Annotated in this window: 14 protein-coding genes; 9 read left to right on the plus strand and 5 right to left on the minus strand. The window is 59.0% G+C overall.

Going from position 1 to position 19501, the window contains the following annotated elements; genetic code table 11:
* Nucleotides 1–5 precede the first annotated feature (5 nt).
* The 5 genes from rpsF to QWU00_RS01365 form a co-directional block, all read right to left on the minus strand.
* Complete coding sequence (rpsF, locus tag QWU00_RS01345; protein ID WP_006557019.1) at nt 6–479, minus strand: 30S ribosomal protein S6; 474 nt, start codon at nt 477–479, stop codon at nt 6–8.
* A gap of 156 nt (nt 480–635) precedes the next feature.
* The gene (locus QWU00_RS01350) at nt 636–1220 is read right to left on the minus strand and encodes a GNAT family N-acetyltransferase (RefSeq protein WP_035377752.1); all 585 of its coding nucleotides are present in this window, start codon (nt 1218–1220) and stop codon (nt 636–638) included.
* Nucleotides 1210–3180 carry an RNA polymerase sigma factor RpoD gene (rpoD, locus tag QWU00_RS01355; RefSeq protein WP_035377750.1) on the minus strand — a complete coding sequence of 657 codons (1971 nt, stop codon included), beginning with the start codon at nt 3178–3180 and terminating at the stop codon, nt 1210–1212. The genes QWU00_RS01350 and rpoD overlap by 11 nt, the downstream gene beginning before the upstream one ends.
* A 149-nt stretch (nt 3181–3329) precedes the next feature.
* Complete coding sequence (gene dnaG, locus QWU00_RS01360) at nt 3330–5162, minus strand: DNA primase (protein ID WP_035377747.1); 1833 nt, start codon at nt 5160–5162, stop codon at nt 3330–3332.
* A gap of 62 nt (nt 5163–5224) precedes the next feature.
* On the minus strand, nt 5225–5680 hold the full coding sequence (locus QWU00_RS01365; protein ID WP_035377745.1) for a GatB/YqeY domain-containing protein: 456 nt from the start codon (nt 5678–5680) through the stop codon (nt 5225–5227).
* A 180-nt stretch (nt 5681–5860) separates the two neighbouring features.
* On the opposite strand from QWU00_RS01365, the gene carA reads away from it, so the two are divergent.
* From carA to QWU00_RS01410, 9 genes are all read left to right on the plus strand, one after another.
* The gene (gene carA / locus QWU00_RS01370; RefSeq protein ID WP_035377744.1) at nt 5861–7267 is read left to right on the plus strand and encodes a glutamine-hydrolyzing carbamoyl-phosphate synthase small subunit; all 1407 of its coding nucleotides are present in this window, start codon (nt 5861–5863) and stop codon (nt 7265–7267) included.
* Nucleotides 7268–7374: 107 nt separating this feature from the next.
* Nucleotides 7375–10629, plus strand: a complete 3255-nt coding sequence (carB, locus tag QWU00_RS01375; protein ID WP_035377742.1) for a carbamoyl-phosphate synthase large subunit — start codon at nt 7375–7377, stop codon at nt 10627–10629.
* A 142-nt stretch (nt 10630–10771) separates the two neighbouring features.
* Nucleotides 10772–11245, plus strand: coding sequence for a transcription elongation factor GreA (gene greA, locus QWU00_RS01380; RefSeq protein ID WP_035377814.1), 474 nt, complete (start codon nt 10772–10774; stop codon nt 11243–11245).
* Nucleotide 11246: 1 nt separating this feature from the next.
* Nucleotides 11247–12443 carry a threonine ammonia-lyase gene (locus QWU00_RS01385; protein ID WP_035377740.1) on the plus strand — a complete coding sequence of 399 codons (1197 nt, stop codon included), beginning with the start codon at nt 11247–11249 and terminating at the stop codon, nt 12441–12443.
* A gap of 383 nt (nt 12444–12826) precedes the next feature.
* Complete coding sequence (gene gpmI, locus QWU00_RS01390) at nt 12827–14365, plus strand: 2,3-bisphosphoglycerate-independent phosphoglycerate mutase (RefSeq protein ID WP_035377736.1); 1539 nt, start codon at nt 12827–12829, stop codon at nt 14363–14365.
* Nucleotides 14366–15874: a murein hydrolase activator EnvC family protein gene (locus tag QWU00_RS01395; RefSeq protein ID WP_035377734.1), complete on the plus strand. Its 1509-nt coding sequence runs from the start codon at nt 14366–14368 to the stop codon at nt 15872–15874. It abuts the gene before it with no gap.
* 167 nt (nt 15875–16041) lie between these two features.
* Entirely contained in the window at nt 16042–17484 is a 1443-nt protein-coding gene (locus tag QWU00_RS01400) for a S41 family peptidase (protein WP_006559288.1), read from the plus strand.
* Between the two features lie 21 nt (nt 17485–17505).
* Nucleotides 17506–18645, plus strand: coding sequence for a divergent polysaccharide deacetylase family protein (locus QWU00_RS01405; protein WP_035377732.1), 1140 nt, complete (start codon nt 17506–17508; stop codon nt 18643–18645).
* A 3-nt stretch (nt 18646–18648) separates the two neighbouring features.
* Nucleotides 18649–19158, plus strand: coding sequence for an RNA pyrophosphohydrolase (locus QWU00_RS01410; RefSeq protein ID WP_035377730.1), 510 nt, complete (start codon nt 18649–18651; stop codon nt 19156–19158).
* Nucleotides 19159–19501 lie beyond the last annotated feature (343 nt).

Genomic DNA, 19501 nt, shown 5'->3' on the forward strand with positions numbered 1-19501 from the left:
CTGCATCACTCCGCTTCGTTGCCAGCCGTATCGGCTGCTTTTTCATCACGGGCGCGGTATTCTTCACGGTCTTCGGAAGAACGACGGCCACGGCCGCTTTCAAAGCGTCCGGCGGGCTTGGGCCCACGGAAGCCACCGCGTTCGCCACGATCATCGCCCTTGCGGGACAGGATCGGGGACGGTGCTTCGTCAATTTCTTCAACACGCAGCGTCAGCAGACGCAGAATGTCTTCATTGATGGAAAGCTGGCGCTCGACTTCCTTGAGCGTTTCAGACTTCGTATCCAGACCGAGCAGCACGTAATGGCCCTTACGGTTCTTCTTGATACGGTAAGCCAGAGTACGCAGACCCCAGTATTCGCGCTTCTGAACGCTACCACCGTCGGTTTCGATCTGAGCGACGATGCCATCAACAATGGCATCAACCTGCTGCTGGGAAATGTCATTCCGCGCAATCAGCACGGTTTCATAAAGCGGCATTGTGTCTCCCTTCGGATAAGGTCAACCCGACTGCGCCGAACCATTCCGGCAGGCAGCGCTTCCTTTTACAAAAGCACGGGTATAGCCGGTGCGATGCCACGCATCCGGCAGGGAAGATGGCGTGCTAACCACATTCCACGCAAAATAGCAAGGAATTCAGACCAGAAATTTTTCCGGAATGGTCAGACCAAGGCGTTGCGGCACATCCCACACTTCTTCCACCGCCCGCACAATCACAAAACCAGCCTGTTGATACAGCGGCAAAGCGCGTGGATGGTCTGCCGTGCAGGTATTTACCCGCAACGTGAGCGTCCCTTGCCCCCAGGCCTTCCGCACAACGGAATCCAGAAAGGCACGCCCTACCCCGTGCCCGACCGCATCAGGAAACAGGCCGAAATAGACAAGGTTGATATCAAGCGGGTTGGTCAGATCGAGTTCGAAAAAACCCCGAACGGCCTCGCCCTGGCGCAAAAGACCGATCTGCACAGGAGCCGTCGCCAGAAATGTGCCCAAGGTGGCATCAGAAGCCGCCTGCCGCATCCACCAGCAATAGTCCCGCCCCACACGGTCCTGAAGCATGCGGTATTCTGCAATGGTGGGCTTTACATCGTCCTCAATGAACCAGCCCTCCGGCAGGGAAAGGGGCGTCCCACGCGGAGGGCTGGTCATCTGCATGAAGGTGACGGTCACCTTCATGCGGGTTACGGGTTCAAGCGGCGTAATTTTGATCTTAGTTATCATCCAGGAAGGAACGCAGCTTGCGGCTGCGGCTCGGGTGTTTGAGTTTACGCAGGGCCTTGGCTTCAATCTGACGGATACGTTCACGCGTCACGTTGAACTGCTGGCCAACTTCTTCCAGCGTGTGGTCCGTGTTCATGCCAATCCCGAAACGCATGCGCAGCACACGCTCTTCACGCGGGGTAAGGGAGGCCAGAACGCGGGTTGTGGCTTCACGCAGGTTGGTCTGAATAGCTGCATCCAGCGGAATAACAGCCGTCTTGTCCTCAATGAAGTCACCCAGGTGGCTGTCTTCTTCATCCCCGATCGGGGTTTCAAGAGAGATCGGCTCCTTGGCGATCTTCAGCACCTTGCGCACTTTTTCAAGCGGCATACCCAGCTTTTCAGCCAGTTCTTCCGGCGCAGGTTCCCGACCAATCTCATGCAGCATCTGGCGGGACGTCCGCACCAGCTTGTTGATGGTTTCGATCATATGCACCGGAATACGGATGGTGCGCGCCTGATCAGCAATGGAACGGGTGATGGCCTGACGAATCCACCATGTGGCATAGGTGGAGAACTTGTAGCCACGGCGGTATTCAAATTTATCCACCGCCTTCATCAGGCCGATATTGCCTTCCTGAATCAGGTCAAGGAACTGCAAGCCGCGATTGGTGTATTTCTTGGCAATGGAGATCACCAACCGCAGGTTGGCTTCAATCATTTCCTTCTTGGCGCGCGCAGAATCACGTTCACCACGGGCCACCGTTGCATAGACGCGGCGGAACTCGCCAATGGGCAGGCCCGTATCCTGCGCAAGCTGGGCAACCTGATTACGCAGGTCCACCACGGTGTCGCTATGCTTGGCGACAAAGTTTTTCCAGGATTTGCCCGGCAGTGCGGAGACCATATCCATCCATGAGGGATCAAGTTCGCGCCCGCGATACTTGAGCAGGAAGTCCTCGCGGGAGACGCGGCAGCTTTCTGCCAGACGCAGCATGCGGCCTTCCAGAACATTCAGGCTCCGGAACATCTCTTTCAGCTGCATCACCAGATCTTCAATCCGGTTGTTGTGCAGATGAACCTGCTCCACCTTGCCCACCAGTTCATCACGCAACTGGGCATAAACCAGCTCGGACTGGTCTTCCACAGCTTCACCTGCGGTCAGCGCTTCAATGCGCTGCACCTGCAACTGACGCAGTTTTTCGTAGAGCGGTTCAATTTCTTCGAAATGCGCGAGGATTTCAGGCTTCAGTTTTTCTTCCAGCGCAGACAAGGAGAGACCGCTGCCCTCACCTTCTACTTCGCCTTCGGTTTCAGTTTCTGCTTCCGCCTCGTCAGATTCTTCCGAGTCGTCGCTCTCGAAACCTTCCTCACCTTCGCCGGGCGGGTTGCCGCCAGACTGCATGGCTTCCAGATCCACAATGTCACGCAGCAGCATTTCATTGTTACGGATCATCTCATGCCAGGAGATGATGGCGCGGAACGTCAGCGGGCTTTCGCACAGCCCACCAATCATTTCATCGCGGCCAGCCTCAATCCGTTTGGCAATCGCAATTTCGCCTTCGCGGGAGAGCAGCTCAACGGTGCCCATCTCGCGCAGATACATCCGCACAGGATCATCCGTGCGGCCCAGATTCTCGGCGTTGACGTTCCCTGTCGGGGTTTCCGCTTCTTCGGCGTCTTCTTCAGCCGCTTCCTCGCCTTCAGCAGTATTTGCCTTGGCGGTTTCAGCGTCTTCGCCTTCCTCGCTTTCCACCACCTGAATGCCCATTTCGGAGAGCATGGCCATGATATCTTCAATCTGCTCTGAAGACATCTTGTCCTGCGGTAGGACAGCATTCAGTTCATCAAACGTGATGCACCCGTGCTCGCGCCCTTTCGCGATCAGTTTCTTGACCGCGGCAGACTGCGTATCAAGCAGGGTGGTGTCACCATCCTGCTCTGCCTGCGCTACGTTACCTGATGCCGTTTTTGTCGCCATGCCAGACCTGCTCCCTCCCCGCCTGCATTCTGACAGGAATGCAGAACGACCAGCTCACCATACATACTGTTCAGTTTTCCAGGGCGGGCAGGACGTGGGATATCCTGCCTCCGAAGTCAAGGGGAACACTCCCTGAATGTTCCTGCGCCCTAGAGCCCATGCTCTTCCATTTCGCCTCGTTTGAGGCGTGCCAGCGCCTCAAGACGGGGCTGTAATCGTTTCCATTCCGCCGAATCTCCGCCCTTCTGCCAGAAGCGGGCCACTTCCTGCTCAACCTCCTGCTGGAATTGAGAAAAATTCAGCAAACCGTAAAAATGCCACCACTGTGTTCTCACCGCCACAGCCAGAGAAGAGTCCTTTTCCTCAAATGAAAGCGGAAGCGGACCTCCCCTCAACACCTGCTGCACCATCTCTTCTTCCTCCTCCCCCTCAAGGGCCGAAAGAAGAGCCTCGCCTGTCTCCGGCAATGCTCCCTCGGCCGAGAGATCAAGCAGGAGTCCCCGCACCTCGGAGAAGGCATCAGGGAGACTCAGGCGGCATAGAGCATCTTCCACCTCCGGCACAACTTCCGGATAACGGAGGAGCAACGCCAGCAGGATACGCTGCCGTTCCTGCATGGCATCCAGCACCACCGGCTTTCCGTCACCGATACTTGGCCGCGCCGCCGGGGTAAATGCCCCACCTCCACCCTTCCCCTTCCTGCGCCGGAACGTCTCGAAAAAACGGTCCAGCAGAGTCGAACGGTATTCGGACGCCAGAGCCTTGTCCGGTATCAGGCCAGCCGCCTCAACCAATTTGTGGCGCAGAGCCGCCCGCTCTTCCGGCCCCGGGTTGCTGATACCCCCGGCCAAGAGATCAAACAGCACATCCGCCAGAGACGCGGCCGTGGCGAACATTTCCCCCACCACCTGCTGACCCCGGCTACGCACCAGACTGTCCGGGTCTTCACCCTCTGGCAACAGACATACCCGGAGGGTATGATCGGCTTTCAGCAAAGGCAGCGCCACCTCAGCCGCGCGCGCTGCTGCGCGCCGCCCCGCCGCATCCCCATCAAAACACAGGATGGGTGCCCGATCGACCTGCCATAAAACCTCTAACTGTTCGGGGGTCAGGGCGGTTCCCAACGGCGCGACGGCTCCCCTGAATCCGGCCTGATGAAGGCCGATCACGTCCATGTACCCTTCCACCACAATCAGATCAGTGGGAGGTGTGCCTTTGGGATGAGGCGCCCTGACGGCGGCCCGTGCCTTGTCCAGACCAAACAGCAGACGCCGCTTGGAAAACAGAGCTGTTTCCGGCCCATTCAGATATTTGGGCTGACCATCGCCAAGAATACGCCCCCCGAAGGAAACAAGCCGCCCCTTCCTGTCCCGAATGGGAAAGGTCACCCGCCCCCAGAACAGTTCGCCCTTTGGTCGCCCCTCATCATCCAGCCGCATCAGGCCGGCTTCCGCCATCATCTGGGGGGTGATGTTTTTGGCCGCCAGCGCCGCACTCAGGCCCCCACGACCATCACCCGCCCAGCCCAGCCCGAAATCCTCAATGGTCTGGCGTGTCAGGCCGCGCCCCAGCAGATAGTCCAGCCCCACCTTGCCCGCAGGAGCATATAATGCGCTGGACCAGATCGCCTGCGTCTGCGCCAGCACATCTTCCAGAGACTGGCTGCGCGCCACCTCCTCGTGAGAACGGCGGGTATCTTTGGGCACTTCCATCCCGGCCGAGGTCGCAAGTTCCTCAACCGCTTCGGGAAAGTTCTTGCCCTCCATCTGCATGACAAAGGAGATCACATCTCCATGCACGCCACAACCAAAGCAGTGGAAGTGATCATCATACACATAGAACGATGGCGTTTTTTCACCATGGAAGGGGCAGCAGCCCTTCCAGTTCTTGCCGGAGCGAACAAGTTTGACCCGCCGCCCGATAACGGATGTCAGAGGGGTACGCGCACGCAGTTCGTCCAGAAAGCCAGGCTCGATCGCCATATTATGCCAGCCCTCCTGCCTGTTGAGTCACGCTGCGCGCCCCGTATCCCTGCCTGCTCCCGTTAGCTCAGGTGCGCCTTCACCACCGCGTTGGCGCGGCCCATATCCAGCCCTGCACCAAATTTGGCTTTCAGCGCACCCATCACCTTGCCCATGTCTTTCATGGCAGCGGCCCCAGTTGCGGCAATAGCCTCCTTCACGGCAGATTCAAGTGCGGCATCATCCATCTCGGCAGGCAGATAGGAACGGATAACGGCAATTTCACCCTCTTCCTTCTCGGCCAGTTCCGGTCGCCCGGCATCCCGATACATGGTGGCGGATTCGGTGCGGGACTTCACCATGCCGCGCAGGGCGGAAATGGCTTCATCCTCATTCAGGCCTTCCGCCCCTTTGGCGCGGCCGGCAATTTCCACATCCTTCAGCTTGGCGGTGATCATGCGGATAGCCGCCACACGCGCGCTTTCTCCGGCCTTCATTGCCGTTTTCAGATCAGCCATCAGGCGTTCACGTAAAGACATGATCCCTCATACTTCCTTTATCATGCCGCGCACGGTTCCCTAAGGACGCGTGACGGACAGTCATCCTGTGGGAAGAAATTTCCCACTCACCCACCAAACCCAATCCGGTATGTGGGAAATTTCTTCCCACCTCTCTCACGGACTGCTAGAAGGGACGCCACGGGAGGAACAACGTAAGCCATGCCCATGTCAATCGATACCATAATTGCCCGATTAGGCGGCCCCGAAGCAACAGCCCGGCTTACCGGCGTTGGCACGGAGGCCATTCGCAAATGGCGGCAGGCGCAGGCCATCCCCTCCCGTCACTGGCCCGTCATTGCACAGGCCACCGGCCTTTCCCTGGCTGATCTCCAGCCCGCAGACCCCACGCTTCAGGACAAATCCTCCCCTACGGGAGGCAGCACAACAGGATCATCCATGCCCGATGCCCGCCCGGATGGCGCAACAGCCGCCCTTGTTCTTGCAGATGGAACCATTTTGTGGGGCAAGGGCTTTGGCGCCTTCACCCAGCAGCCCAGTATCGGGGAAATCTGCTTCTCCACTGGCATGACGGGTTATCAGGAAACGCTCACAGACCCTTCCTTTGCCGGGCAGATCATTACCTTCACCTTCCCGCATATCGGCAATGTCGGCACCAATGTGGAAGATGACGAGGCCGATCAGGTGGCCGCCCGTGGGCTTGTGGTCAAGGAAGATGTGACCGAACCCGCAAACTGGCGGTCCACAGCCAGCCTTGATGCGTGGCTGAAAAAACGCAACGTGCCCGGCATTGCTGGTGTGGACACACGCTCCCTCACCCTGAAAATCCGTGACAAGGGTGCGCAGAGCGCCGCCCTGTTCTACCCTGAAAACGGCAAGTTCGATCTGGATGCCCTTCAGGCCGCCACCAAGGCGTGGCCGGGGCTGGAAGGCATGGATCTGGCAAAGGAAGTCACCTGCAAAGCCCCCTACACCTGGGACAAAAGCGTGTGGGATTGGCCCGCAGGCACCCGCGCGGTATCCGGCAAGCGCCGCAAGGTTGTAGCCGTTGATTACGGTGCCAAGCGCAACATCCTGCGCTGCCTTGTCGCCGCCGGATGTGACGTAACGGTCGTGCCAGCCACCACCACGGCGAAAGAAATTCTGGACCTGAAACCTGAAGGCGTTTTCCTCTCCAATGGTCCGGGTGATCCGGCAGCCACCGCCAGCTACGCCGTGCCTGCCATCAAGGATGTGCTTGACGCTGGCATCCCGCTGTTTGGCATCTGCCTTGGTCACCAGCTTCTGGCGCAGGCGCTCGGCGGCAAGACCTACAAGCTGGCCCGTGGCCACCGTGGGGCAAACCAGCCGGTGAAAGATCTCTCGACCGGCCGCGTGGAAATTACCAGCCAGAACCATGGCTTTGCCGTGGATGCGGACAGCCTGCCCGCCGATGCGCACGTCACGCATGTCAGCCTGTTCGATGGCTCCAACGAAGGTCTGGCCTCGGACCGTTATGCCGCCTTCTCCGTGCAGTATCACCCGGAAGCCAGCCCCGGCCCGTCTGACAGCTATTACCTGTTTGAACGCTTTGTGGCGCTGATTGATGCTCATGCCAGCAAGAACTGATCTGCCCCGGCCCGCCGTGCGCCTCAGCACGGCAACGCCCCGCATCCATCCTTCTTTTTCCCGCTTTTTCAGCCCCCTGCGGGCTGCCTGTCAGGACTGAACGCATCATGCCCAAACGGACAGATATTCGCTCCATCCTCATTATTGGCGCTGGTCCCATCGTGATCGGGCAGGCCTGCGAGTTCGACTATTCCGGCGCACAGGCCTGCAAGGCCCTGCGGGAAGAAGGCTACCGGGTCATTCTGGTCAACTCCAACCCCGCTACCATCATGACCGACCCCGGTCTGGCGGACGCCACCTATGTGGAGCCCATCACCCCAGAGTGTGTTGAACGCATCATCCTGAAGGAAAAGCCGGATGCCGTGCTGCCCACCATGGGTGGCCAGACCGCGCTGAACACCGCCATGGCGCTGGATGCCTCCGGCTTCCTGAAAAAACATGGCGTGGAACTGATTGGCGCTGATGCGGAAGTAATCGACCGTGCGGAAGACCGTCAGAAATTCCGTGAAGCCATGGATGCCATTGGCATTGAAAGCCCGCGCAGCTTCATTGCCCACACCATGGATGAAGCACGGGAAGCACTAAAAAACATCGGCTTCCCCACCATTATCCGCCCCTCCTTCACCATGGGCGGTTCTGGTGGCGGCATTGCTTACAACCGTGAGGAATTCGAGCAGATTGTGGCCTCCGGTCTGGATGCCTCTCCCACCACGGAAGTGCTGATTGAAGAATCCCTTCTGGGCTGGAAAGAATATGAAATGGAAGTTGTGCGCGATAAGGCGGACAACTGCATTATCGTCTGCTCCATTGAAAACATTGACCCCATGGGCATCCATACGGGTGACTCCATCACCGTGGCTCCCGCACTGACGCTGACCGACAAGGAATATCAGCGCATGCGTGATGCGTCCCTTGCGTGCCTGCGCGCCATTGGCGTGGAAACCGGGGGGTCGAACGTGCAGTTCGGCGTGAACCCGGCAGATGGCCGCATGGTGGTAATTGAAATGAACCCCCGTGTGTCCCGCTCCTCCGCACTGGCCTCCAAGGCCACCGGGTTCCCGATCGCCAAGATCGCCGCCAAGCTGGCTGTGGGCTACACGCTGGACGAACTGAAGAACGACATCACCACAACCACCCCGGCCTCCTTCGAGCCGACCATTGACTACGTTGTGGTGAAGATCCCCCGCTTCACGTTTGAAAAATTCCCCGGTGCACCTGCCCTGCTCTCCACCTCCATGAAATCCGTGGGGGAAGCCATGGCCATTGGCCGCTCCTTCCCGGAAGCCTTGCAGAAGGGCCTGCGGTCCATGGAAACCGGCCTGCATGGGCTGGACCCTGTGGACGTACCCGGCGATGGCGGCGTGGATGCCTTCCGCGCTGCTCTTTCCCAGCCACGCCCGGAACGCATCCTTATGGCGGCTCAGGCGCTGCGTGCTGGCCTGTCCGTTGAAGAGATCAATGAAGCCTGCCGCTTTGAACCGTGGTTCCTGCGTCAGCTTGAAACGATCGTTCATGCAGAACGGCAGGTAGAAAATCATGGTCTGCCGCGTGACGCCCAGAGCCTGCGCCGCCTGAAAGCGCTTGGCTTTTCGGATGTGCAGCTTGCCCGCCTCTCCGGTGTGCAGGCAGACGAAGTGGCCGAACTCCGCACGGAAACAGGCGTAACCCCCGTTTACAAACGCATTGATACCTGCGCGGGCGAGTTCGCTTCCAGCACGCCATATATGTATTCCACCTATGAAGGCATGTTTGCGCCGCCGGTGTGCGAGTCCGACCCGACTGACCGTGAAAAGATTATCATTCTGGGCGGTGGCCCCAACCGCATCGGGCAAGGGATCGAATTCGATTATTGCTGTGTGCATGCAGCCTATGCGCTGCGTGAAGCCGGGTTTGAGACCATTATGGTCAACTGCAACCCGGAAACCGTCTCCACCGATTATGATACGTCTGACCGCCTGTATTTCGAGCCCCTGACGGCGGAAGATGTGATCGCCCTCATCCGGTGTGAACAGCAGAAAGGCAAAATCAAAGGCTGCATTGTGCAGTATGGCGGCCAGACTCCGCTCAAACTGTCTCATGCGCTTGAAAAGGCTGGCATTCCGCTGCTGGGCACCCCGGCAGACGCCATTGACCGTGCGGAAGACCGCGAACGCTTCCAGACCATGCTGCACACGCTTGGCCTGCGCCAGCCCGCCAACGGCATTGCCCGATCCCCGCAGGAAGCGGAAGATGTGGCGGAACGGATTGGCTACCCCGTGGTTGTTCGCCCGTCCTACGTGCTGGGCGGCCGCGCCATGGAAATCGTGTATGACCGCGCCTCCTTGCAACGCTACATGCGTGTGGCCCTGCAACTGGCCGGGCACGAAATTGCCTCCGGTCCCGTGCTGATTGACCGCTACCTGAACGAGGCCATTGAAGCCGATGTGGACTGCATTTCCGATGGCGAGGAAGTGTATGTGGCCGGTGTTATGGAGCACATTGAGGAAGCGGGCATCCATTCGGGTGACAGCGCCTGCGCCCTGCCGCCCTACACGCTCTCCCCCGCCATTGTGACGGAACTGAAGACTCAGACCGAAGCCATGGCGCGCGAGTTGGGCATTGTGGGCCTGATGAACGTGCAATACGCCATCAAGGATCAGGAAATCTTCGTGCTGGAGGTCAATCCTCGTGCTTCCCGCACGGTCCCGTTTGTGGCCAAGGCCACTGGCGTTCCGGTCGCCAAAATTGGCGCCCGCGTGATGGCCGGTGAAAAGCTGACCGCCTTCAATCTGGATGATCGCGCCGTCACGCCGCACGTGGCAGTGAAGGAAGCTGTCTTCCCCTTCAACCGCTTTGCGGAAGTGGACACCATCCTTGGCCCGGAAATGCGCTCCACGGGTGAAGTGATGGGGCTTGATACGTCCTTTGAACGGGCCTTTGCCAAATCCCAGCTTGGGGCTGGCGTGCGCCTGCCGACTGAAGGCACGGTGTTCCTCTCCGTGCGGGAAAGCGACAAGCCACACCTGCCTGCGCTGGGCCGCCAGCTTGCCAAGATGGGCCTGAAAATTCTGGCCACACGCGGCACAGCCAAAAAGCTGCGGGATGCCGGGATAGAGGTTTCCGTGGTGAACAAGGTGCTGGAAGGCCGCCCGCATTGTGTGGACGCCATTCGATCCGGTGAGGTGCAGATGGTCATCAACACGGCACAGGGCGCACAGTCCGTTGCGGACAGTTTTGACATCCGCCGTTCAGCACTGGTGTTGGGCATTCCGCACTACACAACCATGGCCGGAGCCCGCGCTGCAATCCATGCGATTGCGGCAATGCGGGAAGGACCGCTTGATGTTGCGCCGCTTCAGTCATACTTTAGCGGAACATTCTGATCAGAACGGGCAGGCGTTACAGCCTGCCCGGCTGTTCCGGACGGGTGGCTGCCCGCTTTTTTAGCGGCGCGGTGCGTGCCCGCTTATCTGTGTCACTTTAATGCCAGCCAGTGTGCTGGCAAAATCACTTTGGGGATACGCCTTGCAGAAAACTCCAATGACGGGCAAAGGCTTGAAGCGTCTTGAAGACGAACTCCGCAGGCTCAAGTCCGAGGAACGTCCGGCCATTATCCGCGCCATTGCGGAAGCCCGAAGCCATGGGGATCTGTCCGAAAACGCGGAATATCATGCAGCCCGTGAACGGCAGTCTTTTACCGAAGGCCGTATCATTGAGCTGGAAGAAATTGTCTCCACCGCCGAGGTGATCGACCCCACCAGCCTTTCTGGCGATCAGGTGAAGTTTGGCGCAACCGTAACCGTGGTTGATGAAGACACGGACAAGGAAGCCACTTACCAGATTGTTGGCGTGTATGAAGCCGACATCAAACAGAACCTGCTGTCCATTTCCTCCCCGCTGGCCAAGGCTCTGATCGGCAAGCATGAAGGAGACAGCATTTCCGTGCCTGCTCCGGGCGGTGACCGGACGTATGAAATCCTTTCCGTGAAATTCATCTGACATGATCTCGTTTGAGGACGTCACCGCAGCGGCGGGGCGAATCAAGGGCAATGTTCTCCGCACACCCACGATTTCCTCTCACGCGCTGTCCAAGGCCACGGGCGCGGACATTACCCTGAAGCTTGAAAACCTTCAGGCCGTTGGCTCCTTCAAGGAACGGGGGGCCGCCAACAAACTGGCCCTGCTGACACCTGAAGAACGCCAGCGCGGGGTGATTGCCGTTTCGGCCGGCAACCATGCGCAGGGCGTGGCACGTCATGCCAGCCTGCTGGGTATTGATGCCGTAATCGTCATGCCCAAATTCACGCCCGCCGGTAAGGTGGTGCGTACCCGCAACTGGGGCGCCCGCGTGGTTCTGGAAGGCGAAAGCTTTGCAGAAGCCCTGCTGTTCGCACAGGATCTTCAGGCACGGGAAGGCCGCACCTTCATCCATCCGTATGATGATCCTGCCATTATGGCGGGCCAGGGCACATGCGCGCTGGAACTGCTGGAAGATGCCGGTCCGTTGGATATGCTGGTCGCCCCCATTGGCGGCGGTGGTCTGCTCAGCGGGTGTGCTGTCGCCACGCGCGCCATGCGCCCCGACATGGAACTGATTGGCGTGGAAGTGGAAGGGTATGATTCCCTCTCAGCCTTCCCCGGCCCTGCGACCCATCCCAATGGCGGCTCGACCATTGCAGAAGGCATTGCGGTTCTGCAGATTGGCAAAGCACCGGATGAAGTCATCCGCAAGCTGGTCTCCAAAGTTCTGGTCGTGCCCGAATGTGCGGTAGAGACCGCCATCACTCTGCTGGCAGAAGGGGCTAAGCAGATCAGTGAAGGTGCTGGTGCTGCGGCACTGGCGGCGGTGCTGACTTACCCGGACGTGTTCCGGGGTAAAAAGGTGGCGCTGCCTATTTCTGGCGGCAACATTGATAGCCGTATTCTGGCCAACACCCTTCTGCGCGCCATGCTGCGCGATGGGCGCATTCTCCGCCTGATCATGGAAATTCCAGACCGCCCTGGCGTTCTGGCCGATATTTCCAAGACCATTGGGGAAGCAGGCGGCAACATAATAGAAGTGTCTCACCAGCGCCTGTTTGCGGCTCCCTCCGTTCAGGCAGCAGAACTGGAAGTCATGATTGAAGCGCGCGACCCCGAACACGCCGCGCTGATTACCAAAGCGCTCGGCCACTCCTATATTGTGCGCCGCGCCTAAAACACTTTTCGACGGGTGAGGCACACTGCCTCCCCGTCTTTTTTCTCAACACACCCTTCTTTCGTCCTTCTCACTCTCCGCATAAGGCGCGTCCCCATTAAAATGCGGCACGCTGCTGTTGAGAGTGTTTTCCTGACATAGGTTGTCCTGACGAAAAGAACTTCGTTCCGAGCAGAATTTTTCGCCGGAAACCTTCCACGGCACTCTGAACCGGTATTGTCAGGCCCTCTTCCGGCCCGAAACAGCGCTTGCGTCAGTTTGTCCTGAAAATCCACCTCAAGAAGCCCCATGCGCTTTCCAGGAAGAAAACGCCTGTCCCCTTTGTGAAAAAAGGCATTTGGTGGCATGATCTTTCCAACAAAAACATAAGAAGGCATGCCCCCATGAGCACCTCCGCGCCGCAGCAGCACAAACGTCCCGTCATGCTGGTTATTCTTGATGGGTTCGGCTGGAGAGAAGACTCCTCAGATAACGCCGTCCAGCTTGCCAACACGCCCGTTTTTGATGCGCTTTGGGCCAATGCGCCGCGCAGCTTTCTGCGCACCTGCGGCGAGGATGTGGGCCTGCCGGAAGGCCAGATGGGTAATTCGGAAGTCGGGCATCTGAATATCGGGGCCGGTCGCGTGGTCATGCAGGAACTGCCCCGGATCTTTACCGCCCTGCGGGACGGGTCTGTTGCCCGTAGCCCTGTGATGCAGGCTTTTCTTGCTACGCTGAAAAAAACCGGAGGCACCTGCCATCTGATGGGCCTTGTCTCCCCGGGTGGGGTCCATGCGCATCAGGATCATGCGGTTTCACTTGCCCGTATTGTGGCGGAAGCGGGCATTCCCGTCGCGTTTCATGTCTTTACAGACGGGCGAGACACACCACCGCAATCCGCTCAGGGATATCTGGAAAAATTGCAGGCTGAGCTACCCGCTGGTGTCACCCTCGCAACTGTCAGCGGCCGGTATTACGCCATGGACCGCGACAAGCGTTGGGAGCGGGTTGAAAAAGCCTACAACGCCATTGTCACTGCCGAAGGGCCGAAAGCCGCAACCGCGCAGGATGTGATTGCAGACGCCTACAAGGCCAATACCACGGATGAATTCATTCTCCCCACGGTGCTTGAAGGCTACACCGGCATGCAGGATGGAGATGCTATTCTGTCCTTCAATTTCCGTGCAGACCGTATCCGACAACTTCTTGATGCGCTGGTGGAGCCCGATTTTGACGGTTTTGCACGCCATAAGGTGGTTTCCTTCGCGGCCGTACTGGGTATGACCCATTACAGCGATACGTTGGTGGAACGTATTTCCATCCTGTTCCCGCCGGAAGCACTCACCAATATTCTGGGTGAAGTTGTCTCCCGCGCGGGCCGGAAACAGTTGCGCATGGCGGAGACCGAAAAATACCCGCATGTCACCTATTTTCTGAATGGCGGTCGGGAAACGCTGTTTGAGGGAGAAGACCGTATCATGGTCCCTTCCCCCAAAGTCGCCACCTATGATCTCCAGCCGGAAATGTCCGCGCCGGAACTGACGGATAAAGCCGTGCATGCCATTGAAAGCGGCACGTATGATCTGATTGTGCTGAACTTCGCCAATCCGGACATGGTGGGACATACGGGGGTTCTGAAAGCAGCCATCAAAGCGGTTGAGACGGTTGATACGGGCGTAGGCCGTATTCTGGAGGCTTTGAAAAAGCAGAATGGTGCATTGCTGGTTACAGCGGATCATGGCAACTGCGAAACCATGAGAGACCCGGATACCGGGGTGCCTCACACGGCCCACACACTTAATGTTGTTCCGCTGGTGGCCTTCAATGTGGGCGACCGAAAACTGAAAGACGGCAGGCTGGCAGATCTGGCCCCAACCCTGCTGGATATGATGGGCCTGCCCAAACCGGATGACATGACCGGCGTATCCCTGTTAACCGACTGAATGCTCTTTACGCTGCCACCCTCTCCCCCCTCTGCCCAGCGCCGCCTTCTGGCGGGGGGAGTGTGTGGCCTTGCCGCCGTGCTTCTGACTGTAGGGGCTGGAATATCCCCCGGCACGGCGCTAGCTGCTTCGCAAAAAACCAGAGTAGCCAAAAGCAGCCATAGCGCTGGGCATGCAAGCAACCAGTCCTCTGCCAGCCACCGTCACGCCACATCCTCACGCAGCCACACCAGAAGCTCCAAAGCCTCCGGCAGCAGTAGTCCAACGACAAAAGCGGAACAGCAGGCCGAGCAATCTGTGCAGCAGGCGCGGCAGGCGCTGCAAACCACGCAGGCCCAACGGGATGCCATAAACCGGCAAAAAGCGGCACAAGCTGCGGCAGTGGAAGCGTCCCGCGCACGGAATGCGGCGGCTCAGGCGCTGGCCGTTCAAAGTGCCGCCAAAGCCACCGCGCTTTCCGCCGCGACCGTTAGCGCCACCACGCAGTTGCAAACCACGGAACAGCAGATTGCTGATCTCGATTCCCGCATTGCGGATATCCGGAAAGAGCAGACCAGCCTGCATGCCGCGTTGGAGGAAGATGCAAAAGCGCTCTCCCCCGTTCTGCCATTGGCCGAACGCCTGTCCCTTTACCCCTCAGATACCCTTCTGGCTGCCCCCGTACCACAGGGGGAAGCTGTAACAGGGTTTTTGGTTCTGCGTGGCCTCTCACGCGAGTTGGAGCATCAGGCCGAGGATATGCGGGCCAGACAGGAAAAGCTGACAGCCCTTGATACCGAACTCTCAACCCACCTTACCCAGCTTGCCACCCTGCAACAGACCCAGACCCGGCAGCGTGACACGGTAAAGCAGCAGGCCCTCAAAGCGCGTGATGCCCAGCGGCAGGCCAACGCCGCCGCCCGCGCAGCCTCTCAACGGTTGGAAGACGCCACAAAAAAGGCCTCCACCCTTCAGGATGCCGTCTCCCGTCTGGATGCGCTGCAAGCCAATGCGGAAGCCGCCCTGCAAAAGGAAATTGCCGCAGCCGAGCGCGCCCATCAGGCAGCGAAAGATGAGGCCGCCCGCCGCCGCGCGCAGGAGCAGGCCGATGCAGCACGCCGGAAGATGCAGGCTATTCAGACATCAGCAGGTCCGGGCCTGAGTGAGCGTGCGCCAACGGGTGGCGGCACGCGCCCCGTGGCGGGCGCACTGGTAACAACATGGGGTTCCGCCACCGAATCTGGTCCGGCAACGGGTGTGACCTACCGCACCCCGCCGGGTGCCAGCGTACGCACCCCCTGTTCGGGGCGCGTTGATTTTGCTGGCCCGTTCCGAACCTATGGCCAGATGATCATCCTCAACTGCGGGCAGCATTACCGTTTTGTCATGGCCGGACTGGGTGGGCTGGATGTTGAAACCGGGCAAAGCCTCACAAAAGGCGCACCCGTAGGGCATATGGGGGGCTCCGGCACCCTGTTTATTCAGCTTCGCCATGGTCAGAAGGCTGTCAACCCTGCGCCATTCCTGTAAGGAAAAGCGGACAGGCAGTTTTCCTGAGCGGCAGAAGCCGCTACTCTCCGTTGCCGCAGAGTGGTGGCAAGAGGCAGGCACTGCTCCGGTTTGGCCGCACGATGTGCAATACAACAGTACAGGATACGACCGCACGGGCCACGCCCGGCGACAGGAGACGAGATCGCATGAAGTTCCGCACAGGTCTGATGCTCGGCGCTACCTTTCTGGCAGGCCTTGCCGTGGCCTCCCACTCAGGAGTGCTTTCTGGCGCAGGCATGCTCGCCTCCCCCGCGCTGGCTGAGAAAGCGCCCGATGCCTCCCCTACCGCCAACCATGCGGAAACCTACCGGCTGCTGACCCTGTTTGGCACCGTGCTTGATCTTGTCCGTGCAGATTATGTTGAACCTGTTTCTGACAAGGATCTGATCACCAACGCCCTGAACGGCATGCTCACCGGGCTGGACCCCCATAGTTCGTACATGACTGAAAAGCAGTACGAAGACATGATGGTGCAGATGAAAGGCGAGTTCGGCGGGCTTGGGCTGGAGCTTCAGCAGCAGGACGGCCATATCCGCGTTGTCTCGCCTGTGGATGGCACGCCGGGCTTCCGCGCTGGCATCAAGCCGGGTGATTATATCATCGCCGTGGATGGCCACCCCGTTGATGGCACGCCGCTGGATGAAGCCGTGAAGAAAATGCGCGGCAAACCCAACACCAAAATCACCCTGACGCTGGTGCGTGAAAAAACACCCAAGCCCATCGTCCTGACCCTGACGCGTGAGATCATTCATATCGAAGTGATCAAATCCGCGCTGTATGATCGCATCGGCTATATCCGCATTGCCCAGTTCAATGAGGAAACGGAAAAAGGGCTGCTCAAAGCCTACAACCAGTTGAAGCAGCAGGCAGGCGGCAAGCTGGCCGGGCTGGTGCTTGATCTACGGAATGACCCCGGCGGCCTGCTGAATCAGGCCATTGATGTGTCTTCCAGCTTCATCCGGTCTGGCGAGATTGTCTCCACCCGCGCCCGCCACCCCAAGGACAGCCAGCGCTGGGATGCCCATGGTACAGATATTACCGATGGTCTGCCTGTTGTGGTGCTGATCAACGGTGGGTCAGCCTCGGCATCTGAAATTGTCTCCGGCGCATTGCAGGACCATCATCGTGCCGTGCTGGTGGGTACAAAATCCTTCGGCAAGGGGTCCGTGCAGTCCATCATGCCCATTCCGGGCAACGGTGCCATCCGCCTGACCACGGCGCGCTACTATACGCCTTCCGGTCGCTCCATTCAGGCGCTGGGCATTACGCCCGATATTGCCGTTCGGGAAACGCGCGAAGACCCCGGCTTCAGCCTGCATGAAGCAGATCTTGAACATATTCTGAAAAATCAGGGCGGCAACCAGACCAAAGCCGTGCCCCGTACGGATCTGCCGGCCATTGCCAAGGATATTCCGGCTGAGCCTCCGGCCAACTGGCCTGAATTTGACTACACAAAACCCAAAACGGATTTCCAGCTTCAGCAGGGATTGCGGGTTGTGCGCTCCATGGCCGGATTGCCTGCGCCTGATCCGGCAGCCGCCCTGCCGCCTGCAAAAGTGGTGACCAAGGACGAAGCCCCGCACCATTAATCCGTGACAGGAACAGCCATCATGCACAGCACGTCCCTGTGGCAGCAGATGCCACCTTCTGGCCGGGCCTTTGTTCGCTTCTGGGGAGGCACCGCCGCCGCAGTTGGCGTGCTTGCAATCACCTTGCAAATCATGGGGCCGCCGCGTCCGGAAATTGGCGGTCAGGACATTGATCTACCCTCAGCAGACTCTGCGCAGCCGCAGGCGGCCAAAATCGATATTCCCGGCCTGCAGGCGGACCTGCTTGAAAACCATAGCGGCCCGAATGGCTACGCACTGCCCAAGCGCGGCCAGCATGGGCGTATGGCGCGCCAGGTATATGCCGCCCCTGTGGTAGATGTGCCCGCAGGCTCCGCCCAGGTGGCGCTGCTGATTGACGGCGTAGGAGATTCTGAGGCATTGACGCAGGAAGCCATGACCTCCCTGCCCGGTCCGGTTTCTCTGGCCATTTCTCCCTATGTCTCTGATGCGGATGACATTATCCAGCAGGCGCGTGCCCACAAGCATGAAACCTTGTTGTCCCTGCCGGTTCAGGACGATAAGGCCGCAGGCGGAGCAGACGCCAAGGCTGCGAACAATGCTGGCCCAAGAGCCTTGGGGGCTGGGCTTTCCGCATCTAAAAATATGGAAAACTATAGCTGGGCGCTTTCAAGCCTTGCGGGCTATGCAGGTGTAACCAACGCCTTTTCCGGCCAGAATGGCGGCGCGTTTCCTCACTCTCCTGCTTTCACGCCTATTCTGACTGATATTGATAAGCGCGGCCTTCTCTACCTGAACGCAACGCCGGGAACAGCCGCGCAGGGGCCGGGTGCCATTGGCACAGCGGATGTCAGCATCAATACCGATACAGATATCGTCAATATTGATATCCAGTTGCTGAAACTTCAGCAGGCGGCGCGCCGGAATGGCCGCGCCATTGGGGTGATGGGGCCTTTGCGCCCTGTGGCTCTGGCCTGCCTGCGTGCGTGGATTCCGCACCTGAAAGATGTGGGCATTACCCTGGTGCCCGTCAGCATGCTTGTTGCGCCCCAACCGGCTGCGGCACCCTCCTCTACCACGCCAGCACCCTCTACGGGGCCGGCTCAGGCCGATGGTGGCATGCATGTTCACCTGTCCGCGCCCAACTGGAACCAGCAGAACTCCCAGCAGCCCCGATTCTGAGCCATGACAGTCCTTTCTCCTGATGCCCTGCCCTACCGTCCAAATGTAGGAGCCCTTATTTTCCGTGCAGACGGCAAAGTCTTTATCGCCCGCCGCACGGATATGCCCGGCGTGGGTGGTCCCCTTTCAGAAGGCGTATGGCAGTGCCCTCAAGGCGGCATAGACGAAGGCGAAACACCTGAAGCTGCCGTGCTGCGTGAAGTGCAGGAAGAAATTGGCACGGACAAACTGCACATTCTGAAAGAGCATCCAGAATGGATTGCCTATGATCTGCCCGAAAATCTGATTGGCAAGGCGCTGGGTGGCAAGTATCGCGGGCAAACACAGAAATGGTTTGCGCTTGCCTTCACCGGCACAGATCAGGACATCAATCTGAACCTGCAAAACCCGCCGGAATTTGATGCCTTCCAGTGGGTGGACCTCGCATCCCTGCCCCAACGGAACGTGGGCTTCAAAAAGCCTATTTATGAAAAACTGATGCGCGACTTCGAGCCTTTCGCCCACGCAAACTAAGACACACCACACCAGCCCTTCCATCGGCTTTAAGACCTTTTGAAAGGCCAGCCGTATGAAGCTGGCGAGAAAGCGTAAAGGCCAAAAAAGCGGCCAGAGGCGCCTGATGGCGGTTTATCGTGAGGTAAATGCCCTCCTTCGACCACCAAGTCGTCCTGCCAGACCGGCCGTTCAAACAGCCTCTCATAATCTCATGCTCAAAAGCAGCGGTACCGCGCTGCAATGAGATAGCCATACGCCCTGCACTCTGGCTGGCCGACATAAAGATCGACCTCATACCGCTGCTGCCACTTCCACCCATGAACATATAAAAAACCCGCCAGACTGATCTGACGGGTTTTTC

It is taken from the genome of Acetobacter tropicalis, from assembly GCF_030644465.1.
Taxonomy (GTDB): domain Bacteria; phylum Pseudomonadota; class Alphaproteobacteria; order Acetobacterales; family Acetobacteraceae; genus Acetobacter; species Acetobacter tropicalis.